General features: G+C 65.3%; 10 protein-coding genes. 5 read left to right on the top strand and 5 right to left on the bottom strand.

Annotated features, from left to right (window positions below):
* The first annotated feature begins 746 nt into the window (after positions 1-746).
* Together safA and ACTNBU_RS11065 are read left to right on the top strand one after the other, a co-directional pair.
* Positions 747-1,346, top strand: a complete 600-nt coding sequence (safA, locus tag ACTNBU_RS11070; RefSeq protein ID WP_441033950.1) for a SafA/ExsA family spore coat assembly protein — start codon at positions 747-749, stop codon at positions 1,344-1,346.
* A 43-nt stretch (positions 1,347-1,389) separates the two neighbouring features.
* Positions 1,390-1,590 carry a hypothetical protein gene (locus tag ACTNBU_RS11065; RefSeq protein ID WP_441033948.1) on the top strand — a complete coding sequence of 67 codons (201 nt, stop codon included), beginning with the start codon at positions 1,390-1,392 and terminating at the stop codon, positions 1,588-1,590.
* 58 nt (positions 1,591-1,648) lie between these two features.
* Here the strand turns inward: ACTNBU_RS11065 and ACTNBU_RS11060 are convergent, their stop codons facing one another.
* Positions 1,649-2,437 (bottom strand): HAD family hydrolase, encoded by a 789-nt coding sequence (locus ACTNBU_RS11060; RefSeq protein ID WP_441033946.1) that lies wholly within the window; start codon positions 2,435-2,437, stop codon positions 1,649-1,651.
* 1,391 nt (positions 2,438-3,828) lie between these two features.
* Here ACTNBU_RS11060 and ACTNBU_RS11055 point away from each other — a divergent pair.
* Entirely contained in the window at positions 3,829-5,013 is a 1,185-nt protein-coding gene (locus ACTNBU_RS11055; protein ID WP_441033945.1) for a glycosyltransferase family 4 protein, read from the top strand.
* Positions 5,014-5,962: 949 nt separating this feature from the next.
* Here the strand turns inward: ACTNBU_RS11055 and ACTNBU_RS11050 are convergent.
* Both ACTNBU_RS11050 and ACTNBU_RS11045 read right to left on the bottom strand, forming a co-directional pair.
* Positions 5,963-7,717, bottom strand: a complete 1,755-nt coding sequence (locus ACTNBU_RS11050) for an Rqc2 family fibronectin-binding protein (protein ID WP_441033943.1) — start codon at positions 7,715-7,717, stop codon at positions 5,963-5,965.
* The gene (locus tag ACTNBU_RS11045) at positions 7,717-8,139 is read right to left on the bottom strand and encodes a Mini-ribonuclease 3 (protein ID WP_441033941.1); all 423 of its coding nucleotides are present in this window, start codon (positions 8,137-8,139) and stop codon (positions 7,717-7,719) included. The genes ACTNBU_RS11050 and ACTNBU_RS11045 overlap by 1 nt, the downstream gene beginning before the upstream one ends.
* 174 nt (positions 8,140-8,313) lie before the next feature.
* Between ACTNBU_RS11045 and ACTNBU_RS11040 the strand changes: the two genes are divergently transcribed.
* On the top strand, positions 8,314-8,958 hold the full coding sequence (locus ACTNBU_RS11040; RefSeq protein ID WP_441033939.1) for a cyclase family protein: 645 nt from the start codon (positions 8,314-8,316) through the stop codon (positions 8,956-8,958).
* A 1,022-nt stretch (positions 8,959-9,980) separates the two neighbouring features.
* On the opposite strand, the gene ACTNBU_RS11035 is transcribed toward ACTNBU_RS11040, so the two are convergent.
* Both ACTNBU_RS11035 and ACTNBU_RS11030 read right to left on the bottom strand, forming a co-directional pair.
* Positions 9,981-10,364 carry a metal-dependent transcriptional regulator gene (locus ACTNBU_RS11035; RefSeq protein ID WP_441033937.1) on the bottom strand — a complete coding sequence of 128 codons (384 nt, stop codon included), beginning with the start codon at positions 10,362-10,364 and terminating at the stop codon, positions 9,981-9,983.
* A gap of 78 nt (positions 10,365-10,442) precedes the next feature.
* Positions 10,443-13,079, bottom strand: coding sequence for an NYN domain-containing protein (locus tag ACTNBU_RS11030; protein WP_441033935.1), 2,637 nt, complete (start codon positions 13,077-13,079; stop codon positions 10,443-10,445).
* Between the two features lie 584 nt (positions 13,080-13,663).
* Between ACTNBU_RS11030 and ACTNBU_RS11025 the strand changes: the two genes are divergently transcribed.
* The gene (locus ACTNBU_RS11025; protein ID WP_441033933.1) at positions 13,664-14,071 is read left to right on the top strand and encodes a DUF6465 family protein; all 408 of its coding nucleotides are present in this window, start codon (positions 13,664-13,666) and stop codon (positions 14,069-14,071) included.
* Positions 14,072-14,222: the final 151 nt, after the last annotated feature.

Raw genomic sequence — 14,222 nt, 5'->3', positions numbered from 1 at the left:
TTCCTTGAATTCCTTGCTGTACTTTCCCATTGTGATCCCCTCCATCTTTGTTTTTCACTTTAACAGATTTTTGGGGAATTTGCGACTGCACTTAAAGGGTACCACTCCAGAGCATGAAAAAAGCTGGGGGTATTTCCGGATACCCTCAGCTTCTCTTTTCGCTGCCGCACCTTGGTTATTGGGGGGAGTTTGGCACCTTCCTGTCGGAAGACTGGTGCTTGATGGGGATGCCCCCCTTTCGCAAAAGGGGGGCGGGCACGGCCTTTTGGCCGTGGCTGGGGGGTTCCCTGTTCCCGTCCCCCAGGGAGGGTGTTTCCAAAGAGGGGGGACACGCGGGTCCCCCTCTTTGTGTCGTCGCGGAAGGGTCCAGGGGAACCCCATCGAAAGGGTTCCCCTGGCGCCTCTCTTCCACCGGGCGCGACGCAGGAGGTGAATTGCCCCGAAGGGGCAAGAGAAGCCCCTCTGGAGGGTTCTCTCCCCGGGGGAGAGAATGGGGGGCGCAAAAAGCCGCCGGGCTTCCCCGGCATTCCCTCGCGCCCCGAACGGGGCGCATCTCCGCACCCCCGCCAGGGACCCCGCAAAGCCCCGCCGCTCTTTTTCCACAGCACACCAGCCCATGACCGCCAAGCCGTTACAAAACCGTATCACTCCCCGACTGGCAGGAACTACCGTTTGCAAAATAGTTACAAATCGGTTACAATCAGGCTATCCTTTTTAGGAAATCCTGAAATCTGCGAGGTAACGACATGAAAAAGTTCCGAATTCTGCTGCTCTCCGCCGCGCTGGCCGCAGGGCTTGCCGTCCCCGCCGGGGCGGCGTCCCACACCGTGGCCGCCGGGGACACCATGTGGAAGCTGGCGGTGCGGTACGAGGTGGGCACCAGCGAGATCATCCAGGCCAACCCCCAGGTCAGCGATCCGAATCTGATCTATCCCGGCCAGGTGCTGGCCATCCCGGAGGTGGACGCGAAGGTGCTCCAGTACGAGGCGGAGGTGATCCGTCTGGTGAACGACATCCGGAAGCAGAACGGCCTTTCTCCCCTGACGGCCAACTGGGAGCTGTCCCGGGTGGCCCGGTACAAGTCCCAGGACATGGTGGACAACCGCTACTTCGCCCACAACAGCCCCACCTACGGCACGCCCTTTGAGATGATGCGGGCCTTCGGCCTGTCCTTCCGCACCGCCGGGGAGAACATTGCCTACGGCTACGCCACGCCCCAGAAGGTGGTGGACGGCTGGATGAACTCCAGCGGACACCGGGCCAACATCCTCAACGCCTCCTACAAGCAGATCGGCGTGGGCTACGTGGCCAAGGGGAATTACTGGACCCAGATGTTCATGGGGTAATGGACCGCGCCCTTTCGGGGCATACTGTCCCCGAGGTGATGACATGGCGAAAAAGGGCATGGCCCGGCCGGACTGGACCCACACCCAGCCCCGGAACGACGCGCCCCCCGTGCCGGAGATCCAGGGCAAGGCGAAGCATGGAAAGGAACGGGCGAAGCCGGTGATCCCCGGCACCGGCGGACCGGAGCTGAAGGTCTACCACAAGCTGCGGGGGGACGGGTCCGTGGGAGACGGAAAGGAATGATCTTGGTCCGGAAGCGGCGGGTTTGCGGGATCTCCGTGAGGGAGTCCCGCAAACGCGTTTACCCCTCCAGTTCCTCCACGATGGTCCGGAGGGTGTCGGTGACGCTGGTGCAGTGATGGGGGAACCGCTCCAGCAGGGCCGGGTCGGCGCCCGCCATGAGATAGCCGGTCCCGGCGGCGGACAGCATGGCGGCGTCGTTCCAGTTGTCGCCGAAGGCCACGGTGTCGGCCAGGGAGACGTCCAGGGCGGCGCAGAGGTTCCGCAGGCCCTGTCCCTTGTCCGCCAAGGTGAAGTCCACCCAGTCCGGACCGGCGGCGGCCATGTGGAGGGCGTCGCCCCACCGGGGGCCCAGGATGCCCTGGGGTTCGGCGGTGCCCTCCGGGCAGTAGACGGAGACCTTCAGGATGTCCTCCGGGACGCGCCGGGGATCGTCCAGGGTGGCGACCCGGTTGCCCCGGCCCCGGACCATGTCCAGGAAGTCCTCGCCGCAGCCGGTGACGGTGTAGAGGATGTTGGCGCCGGAGATGATGACGCGGCGGCTCACCAGGCGGAGCATGTCCTCCGTCAGGGCCAGGGCGTCCTCCCGGGGCATGGTGATCTTGGACAGCACGGGGGCGTCCTCCTCGGTGCCGGGGCCGTAGATGATGGCGCCGTTCTCGCACAAAAAGCCCAGTTCCTCCGCCACGGGGGCGAACAGCTGGCGCAGGGAGTGGAACTGCCGCCCCGAGGCGGGGCAGAACAGCACGCCCTGGCGCCGGAGCCGGGCGATGAGGGGGAACAGACCGGCGTCCAGTTCGGTGGCGCCGTAGGGCAGCAGAGTGCCGTCAATGTCGCTGACGATGAGCATGAGTGGACCTCCAGTTTTTTTGTCTTTTCCCGGACGGGAATTCTTTTTTTAGGGGTTCCCCCTGGCGGGGGTGCGGGGTGCGCCCCGTCCCGGGGCGCGGGGAACATTTTCTCCCCGTGAGGACGGGGGTGCCGGGGAAGCCCGGCGGCTTTGCGAGGTTCCTCGCGGGGGATTTTCGTTTTTCCGTGGGGCACGGAGGTTGCCGGTTCCCGGCGGGATGCAGGATATCCCTCGCGGGAGTTTGGTGGTGCGCCCCGTCCCGGGGCGCGGGGGAATGCGGCGAAGGCCGCGGCTTCAAAACCCCCTTTCTCTTTTTCCGTGGAAAAAGAGAAAGCGCTTTTTGATGGTGTCAAGAGAAAAAGGCTTGGCGGCGGCATTCCGGGCTTAGCCCCGTACGCTCGCAGCGCCTGTTACGGGGGTTTTGGACCGGCGCTGGTCGATGGCTTGGACCATTCAACCGCGTATGCAGTTGCGAAAGCTGGGGTCCCGCCCGGATGCTCTGCCGTTCTCTTTTCGCTGCCGCACCCTGGTGGTTGGGGGTAGCTGGGCACCTTCCTATCGGGAGTCAGGTGGTTGCGGGGGATGCCCCCCTTTCGCAAAAAGGGGGGCGGGCACGGCCTGTGGCCGTGGCTGGGGGGTTCCCTGCTCCCGTCCCCCAGGGGGGTGATTCCAAAGAAGGGGGGACACGCGGGTCCCCCCTCTTTGTGTCGTCGCGGAGGGGTCCAGGGGAACCCCATCGAAAGGGTTCCCCTGGCGCCTCTCTTCCACCGGGCGCGACGCAGGAGGTGAATTGCCCCGAAGGGGCAAGAGAAGCCCCTCTGGAGGGTTCTCTCCCCGGGGGAGAGAATGGGGGGCGCATCCTGCCGGGAACCGGCAACCTCCGTGCCCCACGGAAAAGGGAGAATCCCCGCCAGGGACCTGGCAAAAGCCCCTGTTCTTACGGCTAAATCATACCATACCACTGCCCTGGAAGTCCACCCGAACTTTCCGTCCGGCAAAGGGCGCGTTCCCGGCCCCGCTGTCCATATCCTGCAATGGGCAAGCCGGGAATATCCACCGGGCCAATCTGCCGTTATTTGTGAAGATCCGCTTTTTCCGGCAGAATGCCCAAGTCTTTCCGGCCGCTGGACAGGAAAAACAGGCATCCTGACGGCAAACGGGGCCGTCCGGGACGCTGTAGAAAACTTTCCCGTGATTTTAGCAAAATTTGTAGTGAAAAATCCGGTGGGATGGTATATAATAGTTGTGTATAACGATCAGGGACGATGTCTGAAGACAGGCCGTCCCAGCGGATCCTGTGACGGCGGCGGAGAAATTCCCGGCGCCGCGCCGTTATATGGATATGTGGCGAGGCGCGTTCCGCGCCCGCGAACCGGAAAAGGAGACCCTTCATGAAAATACTCATCACTACCGACTGGTATACCCCTGCCGTCAACGGCGTGGTGACCTCCGTGCTGAACCTCCGGCGGGAGCTGGAGGCCCGGGGCCACGAGGTCCGGGTGCTGACGCTGTCCCAGTCCCCGCTGTCCAGCCGCAGGGACGGGGTGGTGCGCCTTGGGTCCATCAGCGCGGGACTCATCTACCCCGGCGCCCGGCTGCGCACAGCGTTGGGCAGCCGGTACGTGCGGGACATCCTCCGCTGGAAGCCGGACATCGTCCACTCCCAGTGCGAGTTCTCCACCTTCTTCCTGGCCAGGAAGATCGCGGAGCATCTGGACGTTCCGCTGGTCCATACTTACCACACCATCTACGAGGACTACACCCACTATTTCTCCCCCATCCAGAAGTGGAGCCACCAGACCATCTCCGTGTTCTCCCGGTGGATCACCGCCCGGACGGACTGCGTCATCGCCCCCACGGAGAAGGTCCGCCTCCTGCTGGAGGGCTACCGGGTCCGGACGAAGATCGAGGTGGTGCCCACGGGCATCGACCTGCGGAAGTTCACGGCCCCCATCTCCCAGGAGCGGCTGACGGCCCTGCGCCGGGAGCTGCGCATCCCGGAGGACCATCTGATCCTGACCTGCATCGGCCGTCTGGCGGAGGAGAAGAACATCCAGGAGCTGCTGGACTTCTGGTCCCGCTGCCGGAACGACGCCCCCATGACGCTGCTGCTGGTGGGGGACGGCCCCTACCGGGAGACCCTGGAAAATCAGGCCCGGGAGCTGGGCCTGGGGGATTCCGTCCGGTTCACCGGCATGGTGCCCCCGGAGCAGGTGGCGGAATACTACCGGCTGGGGGATCTGTTCCTCAGCGGCTCCACCAGCGAGACCCAGGGCCTGACGTATATCGAGGCCCTGTCCTCCGGCACCCCGGCGCTGTGCCGGGCGGACCCCTGTCTGGAGGGGGTGGTGGAGGACGGCGTCAACGGCTGGCAATACCGGGACGAGGCGGACTTCCGGGAGAAGCTGGACCGGTTCGCCGCCGATCCTGCGCTGCGGCAGACGCTCCACCAGGGCGCGGCGGACAGCGCCATGAAGTTCTCCGCCCAGGTCTTCGCCCAGCGGGTGGAGAAGATCTACCGGGAGCAGCTGGAGCTGGCGGCTCTGCGGAAGGACTCCCGGGAGAGAAGCGCGTAAGTTCGTCTGTTCCATTGAACTTGACAGGAAACAGCCCCCGGCACCATTGCCGGGGGCTGTTTTGCGCCCCGTCCCGGGGCGCGGGGTGGTGCGGCTCCGCCGCGGGGGATGGAACATTTTCCCCCCCCGTGAGGACGGGGGTGCCGGGGAAGCCCGGCGGCTTTGCGGCGGTCCCGCCGCGGGGATGCGCCCCCCATTCTCTTTTTTCTTGAAAAAGAGAATGCGTCGCGCCCGGTGGAAGAGAAAATCGCTTTTTGCCGCACAACTGGCCCGCAGGGCCAGTTGGCGGAAATGCGGGGGTCTTCCGAATCAGTACTGACGAAACCTGCCGGTCTTCTGCCGAGTGCGGAGTACACTGGCTGTTGTCGATACTGCTCCGCCGCAGCTCGCAGAACCCCGGCAGTCATCGTGGGGTGGAAGATCGCAAGGCCTGTCCTTCTACTCCCGCGCATTCCGCTTCGCTATGCGCTGCCCAGCTGGGTATCGAAAGCAGGTTGCCAGTCTCCCGCAACCGCCAGGGTGCGGCAGCAAAAAGAGGAGCTGAGGGTATCCGGAAATACCCCCAGCTTTCGCAACTTCCATATGTGGTTGAATGGGCAAAAGCCCTCGAGTCCCCACCGGGCCAAGCCCCCGTAACAGGCGCTGCGAGCGTTCCGGACGAAGTCCGGAATGCCGCCGCCAAGCCTTTTTCTCTTACACCATCAAAAGGCGCATTCTCTTTTTCCACGGAGAGGGGCCCCCCACAAAAGCCCAGCGAAGCGGGTTTTGTGGGGAAGAGGAGGGGCAACGGAGCGGTATGAGGGATGCCCTCCCCCGCAGGGCGTCCCGAATATAGCGCAGTTTGCCCCGACGACGAAAGGGGGTTTTGCCCCCGCGGCGGAGCCGCGAAGCCGCCGGGCTTCCCCGGCACCACCGCCCCCCCTCGCGAGGGGGAAAAATCCGTCCCCCGTCACTTCCCGGCGGCCAGCCGCTTCACCAGTTCCTCCTCCGGTGTGACGTACAGCGTCCGGAAATCGGTGTAGACCACCATGCCCGGCCGGGCCCCGGCGGGCTTTTTCACGTTCCGCACCTGGGTACAGTCCACCGGCACGTTGGCGCTGTCCTTCGCCTGGGAGAAGTAGGCCGCCAGCATGGCCGCCTCCGTCAGGTCCTGATCCGACGGCTGCTGTCCGGCGCACCGCAGGACCGCGTGGGTGCCGTGGATCTTCTGGGTGTGGAACCACAGGTCCCGGTAATCCGCGTCCTTCAGGGTCAGCTTGTCGTTCTGCCGGTTGTTCCGGCCCACCTGCACCAGAAAGCCGCCGGAGGTACGGAACTCCCGGGGCTTCGCCGCCCGCTTCAGCTCCTTCTTATCTTTTCCGCTGCGGCGCAGGAACCCCGCGTCCCGCAGCTCGTTCCGGATGTCCAGAAAGTCCTGCTCCGTCTCCGCCCGGGCGATCTCCTCCAGAACGCTGTCCAGATACGCTTCGTCCCGCCGGGCAATGGCCATCTGCTCCCGGAGATACTTCTCCGCCGTCTTGGCCTTGGCGTACTTCTTGTAGTACTTCGCCGCGTTCTGCTGGGGCGTCAGCAGCGGGTCCAGAGGGATGGTCACGTCGGCGCAGTTCTCATCGTAGTAGTTCTGGCAGGTCAGCGTCCGCTGGCCCCGCTCCATGCGGTAGAGATTGGCCGTGATGAGGTCGCCGCAGATCCGCAGCCGGTCCCGGTCCTGGGTCTCGGCGTAGTCCTTCTCCTGCTGGGCCAGCTTCCGGCGCATCCGGTCCCGGGCCGAGGTGGCCGTCCGCACCAGATCCGCCCCCCGCTGGCGCACTCGCTCCTGCCGCTCCCGGGACTCGTAGTAGTCGTCCATCAGGGCGGAGAAGGTGGGGTACTTCGTCTGCTCCATCAAACTCCCGTACTGGGCGATGGGCAGGTACGTGTAGTCGAAGAATTTGCCGTCCTTTTTCAGGCACACCGGCGTGAAGCCCCCCGTCTCCGGCAGCTCCGCCACGCTGCGGAACGATTGCCACAGCCGCGCCCGGCCCGCATCGTCCAGCCCGAAGACCCGGCCGTCCGTCTCGCCGCAGGCCCGGAACACCATCTCCCGGGCGATGAGGGGCGAGACGCCGAAGTACCGGTCCAGCAGGAAGCCGTCCAGCTTCTCGTCGGGGTTGGCACCATCCAGCGATGCCAGAAAGTCCTCCTCCGTCACGTCGGGGAGAAACGCTTTGCCGTGGGTGGGGGGCAGCTGGTAGTACAGCCCCGGCAGCACCTGCCGCTGGGGGGACATCTCCGCGTCCACCCGGCGGAGGCAGTCGATGATGCGGCGGTCGCCGTCCAGCAAAATCAGGTTGGAGTGGCGGCCCATGGCCTCCAGCACCAGCGTCCGGCGGCCCGGCTGGCCGAAGTCGTCGGTGATGTCGATGGCCAGCTCCGCCAGCCGCTCCAGCCCCGGCTGGATCACCTCCGCGACGCGGCCCCCCACCAGGTGCTTGCGCAGCAGCATGCAGAACATGGGCGGCTCGGCGGGGTTGTCCCGCAGCTGCTCCGTCAGCTGGATGCGGGGGGACCCGGCGCCTGCGTTCAGCAGCAGCCGCTTGTTTCCCCGCAGCAGTAAGATCACCTGATCCCGGGCGGGCTGCTGCACCTTGTCGATGCGGGCGCCCACGATCTGGGGCCGCAGCTCGTCCAGCACCGCCCGCAGGCATACGGCGTCCAATGGCATTACGACTTCTCCCCTTCCATATCCATGTCCATCATGGCGCAGAACAGCTCATTGGCCCGGTCCTTCCGGCCCTTGAGATACAGCCAGCCCAGCAGGGCCTCCACCGCCGTGGCGGTGCCGTACTGGGCGCGGCTGGCGTGGGCGGGGATGGAGTGGACCTGGGCGTTGCGTCCCCGGCGGAACACGGCCTGCTCCTCCTCCGTCAGCATGGGCAATATGGCCTCCGCCCGCCGGGCCTGGGACTCCGCCCGCACCAGCTCGATGGTGGCCCGGTGAAGCCCCTTGCCGGTGGCCTTTCCGTGGGCGCAGAGCCACGTCCGGGCCAGCAGCTCGTACACCGCGTCCCCCAGATGGGCCAGGCCGATGCTGCTGATGCCCCGCAGCTGGTCCTCCGTCAGTTCGATATTCCAATAATCCTGCATGATTCGGCTCTCCTGTTTCGCTGCAAGCAGCGTGATAGGTGCAGTTTACCACAATTCCGGAAAAGCTTCAACCGATTCGGAATTAGGAATGAGGAATGAGGAATTGTCTCCCGGGGCGGGACGTGCTAAAATCGGAGTATGCCAGTAAATTTCCGAGGGAAAGGAAGACTGTTTATGAAAGTCCTCGATCTGACCCACGTCATCGCGGCGGACATGCCGGTGTATCCCGGCACGGAGCCGCCCCGGCTGGAGAGCGCCAACACCTACGAGGCCAACGGCTTCAAGGAGACGCTCCTCACCATGTACTCCCACACCGGCACCCACATGGACCCGCCGGCCCATCTGTTCCCCGGACGCACCACCCTGGACCAGTTCCCCGTCAGCCAGTTCGTGGGACGGGCGCTGGTCATCGACTGCCGGGACCTGCCGGAGGGGGCCGCCATCACCATGGACCGCGTCCGGCCCTACGGCGACAAGGCCCGGGAGGCGGACTTCCTGCTGTTCAACCTGGGCTGGGACAAGCGCTGGGGCACCGACGGCTACTTCGGGGACTACCCCTGCATTGACGGGGATGTGGTGCAGTTCATCCTGGATACGGGCAAGAAGGGCATCGGGTTCGACGTCATCGGCGTGGACCCCATCCCGGACGAGACGCTGCCCCGGCACAAGGCGTTGTTCCGGGAGCACGAGATCGTGAATATTGAGAATCTGAAGAATCTGGACCTGTGCGGAGACGAGTTGTTCTGGTTCTTCGCCCTGCCCCTGCACTATCGGGATTCGGACGGCGCGCCCATTCGGGCTGTGGCGTTTTGGCCGTAAAAATTGGGGATTGCGGGGGTCCCCCTCGCGGGGGTGGGGATATGCGCCCCGTCTCGGGGCGCGGGGATGGTGCGGCGAAGGCCGCTGGCTTGCGGCTCCGCTGCGGGGCAAAACCCCCATTCGTCGTCGGGGCAAACTGCGCTATATTCGGGACGCCCTGCGGGAGAGGGCATCCCTCATACCGCTCCGTTGCCCCCTTGCACACCGTCGCGGCATTGCGATTCCCGGCCCCTTCGGGTCCGCCAATCGCGCCGCTTCCTCGAAACCGGCTCGCTTTTTCCGCCGCTGGCGGCGCTTCGCCGCTTTCCTCTTCCCCACCGCAACCGCTTTGCTGGGTTGCGGCGGGGTACCCCTGCTAGTTGCGCCGAAAAGAGAATGCGCCTTTTGATGGTGTAAGAGAAAAGGCGCTGGCCGCACAACTGGCCCTGCGGGCCAGTTGGCGGAAATGCGGGGGTCTTCCGAATCGGTTCCGACCAGACTTGCCGGTCTCCTGCCGAGTGCGGAGTACATTGGCTGTTGTCGGGACTGCTCCGCCGCAGCTCGCGGAACTGCGGTGGTCATCGTTGGGTGGAAAATTGCAAGGCCTGTCCTCCTTGCCCCGCGCATTCCGCTTCGCTATGCGCTACCCGGGCAATCGCGGGAGTCGCGGCAGGAGGGGGCCAAGCCCCCGCAACCGCCAGGGTGCGGCAGCAAAAGAGAAGCTGAGGGTATCCGGAAATACCCCCAGCTTTTTTGATTGCCATATGCGGTTGAGTGGGCAAAAGCCAACAGGGCACCACCAGGCCAAAGCCCCCGTAACAGGCGCTGCGAGCGTTCCGGACGAAGTCCGGAATGCCGCCGCCCAAGCCTTTTTCTCTTACACCATCAAAAGGCGCATTCTCTTTTTCCTCTCCAGGAAAAAGAGAATGGGGGTTTTGAAGCCGCCGGGCTTCCCCGGCACTCCCCCGCGCCCCGGGACGGGGCGCACCACCAGTCCCCCGCAAGGGGACACCCCGCAAAACTCCCGCGGCGGGGGGAAACCGTCAACTCTCCCCCAGCAGCCCCTGCCGGGAGGCAAACTCCCGGATCTTCTGAAACGACTCGTCGCTGAGATCGTGCTCGATCTTGCAGGCGTCCGCCGCGGCGTTCTCCGGGCTGACCCCCAGGTGCTCCAGGAACTGACTCAGTACCCGGTGGCGGGTGTAGATCCGCTGGGCGATCTCCTCCCCCGGCGGCAGCAGCGTGATGAAGCCGTCGGCGTTCATCTCAATGTAGCCGTTCTCCCGCAGCTTCTTCATGGCCACGCTGACGCTGGGCTTGGAGAAGTTCTTCTCCCGCACGATGTCGATGGACCGCACCATGCCCAGCCGTTCCTTCAGGATCAGGATGGCCTCCAGATAGTCCTCCGCGGACTCGTAAATGTTCATGTGACCTCTCTCCTTCCGGCCATGTGTGTTCTTTCTAGGCTAACACGTGCCGGCCAAAAATGCAAGGGCTTTCTCCCCTTACCCCTTCTCCCGGGCCTTTTCCATGGCCGCCCGGACGGGCTGGTTCCGCCCCTGGTTGTTCTTTTGCAGGATGGCCGCGATCTGCCCCTCCACCGCCTCCACTTCCTCCCGGAAGGCGGAGGCGGGCACCCGCAGCGCCCCGTGGCCCAGAATGATCAGCTGCTCCGCCCCGTCGGAGGTCACCACCCGCACCGGATTGTCCCTGCCCAGCTGGTAGGTGGCCTTCTCGATGTAGGCGTCGGCGGTCTGGGACTCCTTGGTGTAGACGATGTGGATGTTGTGGTACTTCACCACCTCGCCGGTGTTCCGGGGCACCCTGTAGGCGTCGAACACCAGGATCACCCGGTTCTTCCGGAAGCCCTGGTAGTTGCTGAGGAGGTCGCACAGAATCTTCCGGGCGGCGTCCAGATTGTCCTTCGCCACGGCCTTCAGCTCGTCCCAGGCGAAGATCACGTTGTAGCCGTCCACCAGCAGGTACTCCGGCCCGGTCTTCCGGGGCTGGATGGGCCGGGACGGCGCCGTCCCCTCCTGCCGCCGCACCTCCGCCTGGGTCCGGAAGTCCCGGCGCTTCATGGGGCCGTAGGTCCGCTCGAAGATGGCCCGCAGCTCCTTGTTCTGGTCAAAGCCGCCCCCCGGCAATGATGCAACGGTACGGGACACGGAGGCCGTCTCCGGCGTCTCGTCCTCTCCCCCGTCCAGCCGCAGTCCGGAGGACACGTGGGCGTGGGCCGGGACCTCGTTCCAGGGCACGTTGTACCCGCCGCCGTGGGCGCAGAACACGGAGTCCGCCGGATTGTCCACGTCCCGCTCCGGGTCGTAGCCCAGGGCCGCCACCACGGCGGCCTGGTCGTGGCAGGGGAAGTAGCCCTTCAGGCTGCATTGCAGCCGTCCCAGGCCGCGGGTGTAGGCGGTGACCTGGGCGGCGTAGTCCCGGAGGCCCGCCACCGGCGCGCTGCCGGTGAGAACGGTCTCCGTCCCGGCGGTCTCCGGCGGGTCCGTCTCGCCGCCCATCTGCTGGATGTCGCTGATGGCCCGGCCCACGCAGGCGGCGGGCAGCTCCAGCCGGAAGCCGTACCATGGCTCCAGCAGGACGCTCTCCGCCTGCATCAAGCCCTGCCGCACCGCCCGGTAGGTGGCCTGACGGAAGTCGCCGCCCTCGGTGTGTTTCACGTGGGCGCGGCCCGCCAGAAGGGTGATCTTCATATCCGTGATGGGGGACCCGGTGAGGACGCCGGGATGCTCCCGCTCCTCCAGATGGGTCAGGATCAGCCGCTGCCAGTTCCGGTCCAGCTGGTCCTCCGGGCAGGCGGTGGCGAACTGCAGGCCGCTGCCCCGCTCTCCCGGCTCCAGCAGGAGATGGACCTCCGCGTAGTGCCGCAGGGGCTCGAAGTGGCCGATGCCCTCCACGGTATCCGCGATGGTCTCCCGGTAGACGATGCTCCCGGCGCCGAAGGCCACCTCCAGGCCGAACCGGTCCCGGATCTGCCGCTGCAAGACCTCCAGCTGCACCTCCCCCATCAGCTGCACGTGGATCTGCCGGGTCTGCTCCTGCCACAGGATGTGGAGCTGGGGGTCTTCCTCCTCCAGCTCCCGGAATTTGCCGAAGGCCGTGTGGGGGTCGCAGCCCTCCGGCAGCTGTACCTGATAGGTCAGCACCGGCTCCAGCACCGCCGGAGCGGCGGCGTCCTCGAAGCCCAGGCCCTGGCCCGGCAGGGTATGGCTCAGCCCCGTGACGGCGCACACCGTCCCGGCGGGGGCCTGGTCCGTGGTCTGGAACTTGGCCCCGGAGTACAGGCGCAGCTGGTCCGCCTTCTCCTCCCAGGCCGTCTCCCCCGTCCCGCCGGACAGGGGGGCTTTCACTTTTAAGGTGCCGCCGGTGACCTTCAGCCACGTCAGACGGGCTCCCTGGGCGTCCCGGCTGATCTTGAACACCCGGGCCCCGAACTCCGCCGGATCGTCCGGCGCGCGGGTGTAGGTCCGGAGGCCCTCCAGAAATTCGTCCACGCCCTCCAGCTTCAGCGCGGAGCCGAACCACACCGGGAACAGTCTCCGCCGCCATATCAGGTCCGTCAGGTCCTCCCGGGACACGGTCCCCGTCTCCAGATACCGCTCCAGCACCGTCTCGTCCCGGAGGGCGGCCTCCTCGGCGAAGTCCGGCCCCGCCGGATGGAAGGCCACGCACCCCTCGTCCAGATCCCGGCGGAGCCCCGCCAGAACGGTCTCCGCGTCGGCTCCCGCCAGATCCATCTTGTTGACGAACAGGAACACCGGCACGCCCCACCGCCGCAGCAGACGCCACACCGTCCGGGTGTGGCTCTGGACGCCGTCAGTGCCGCTGATGACCAGGATGGCGTAATCCAGCACCTGGAGCGTCCGCTCCATCTCGGCGGAGAAGTCCGCGTGGCCGGGGGTGTCCAGCAGCTGGAACTCGGCGTCCGGCAGCATCAGCCGGGCCTGATTGGAGAAGATGGTGATGCCCCGCTCCCGCTCCAGGGCGTCGGTGTCCAGAAAGGCGTCCTGATGGTCCACCCTGCCCAGCTTCCGCAGACAGCCGCCCCGGTACAGCAGGGCCTCCGACAGGGTGGTCTTTCCCGCGTCCACATGGGCCAGGATGCCGATGACCAATCGTTTCATATCTCAAACCACTTTCGTATCGTCGCGCGTCCGGGACGGCCCCGGCTCCGCCGGACCGTCCCCCGCCTTGTCCTATTTGTTCTATTATGGCAGGTTTTCCCCGGTTGTTCAATGCCTATCTTTGCGCGCTTCCCCGTTTGCAAAAAATGCGCCCCGCATGGATGGCACGCCATGCGGGGCAAATGAGGGGAAGAAGGAGATCAGTCTCTGCTCCGGGGCCGCGGTCCCTCCGCGGACGATGCCGGAATAGTTAGGGGTCGCTAGCTCGTTCCCGGAAACAAACGGGCGCATCGCCCGTCTCCCGCTCGGTTAGCGTTTTCTAACTATGTCGATACGATACCAGATCCCGGGCGGAATGTCAAGCGTCTCCCGGAATTTTTCCCCGCCGTCCTCCGGTGAGGGCCGGAAAATCCCCGGAAAAATGGCCCGGAGTCCCACTTTTTGTCTATTATTACCACAAATTTTCCAGGAAAATAGTTGTTTTTCCCATTGCGGGGCTTTATAATAGGATCCAGTCATACCGGCGTCCGCCGCCGGGACTGTGATTCCGGGATGTCTTTTCCCGAAAGGAGTTATCGATCATTATGCCTAGAAAGAAGAAAGATCTGACCGAGACGCTGGCCAATCTCAGCGACGCCACCATGGACGCCGTCAAGGAGGCCGCCGAGACCATGGGCGACGCCGCCACCGCCGTGGCCAAGATGGCCGAGCCCACCGTCAAGAAGGTCCGCCGCAAGACCGAGCCCGCCGTCAAGAAGGCGGAGAAGGCCATCAAGGAGACCAGCCGCAAGGCCACCGCCGCCCTGGTGCCCGAGGTCTTCGTTCAGTGGAACGGCCAGGAGGCCGGCTGCGCCGAGCTGGTGGAGAAGGCCAAGGCCGACTTCAAGGCCCAGAACAAGGGCGCCATCCGGTCCTGCAAGCTGTATATCAAGCCCGAGGACGGCGCCGCCTACTACGTCATCAACGGCAAGTCCGGCAAGATCGACCTGTAAGACCCCGTTGAAAAGCGCTCCCCGGCCGCTGGCCGGGGAGCGCAGCTTGTCGAAAAACCCTGTCTGAAGGAAAAGAGTCCTTTTTTGCAGGGGGAGTACGAGGGGGCGGGAGCCCCCTCGTGTTGGATTGAATGCCTGCAAAAAGCCTGTG

The organism is Dysosmobacter sp. HCP28S3_G4 (assembly GCF_052065175.1).
Lineage (GTDB): Bacteria > Bacillota > Clostridia > Oscillospirales > Oscillospiraceae > Oscillibacter.
The sequence above is the reverse complement of the archived record's forward strand: the minus strand, read 5'-3'. Positions and strand labels throughout refer to the sequence as shown.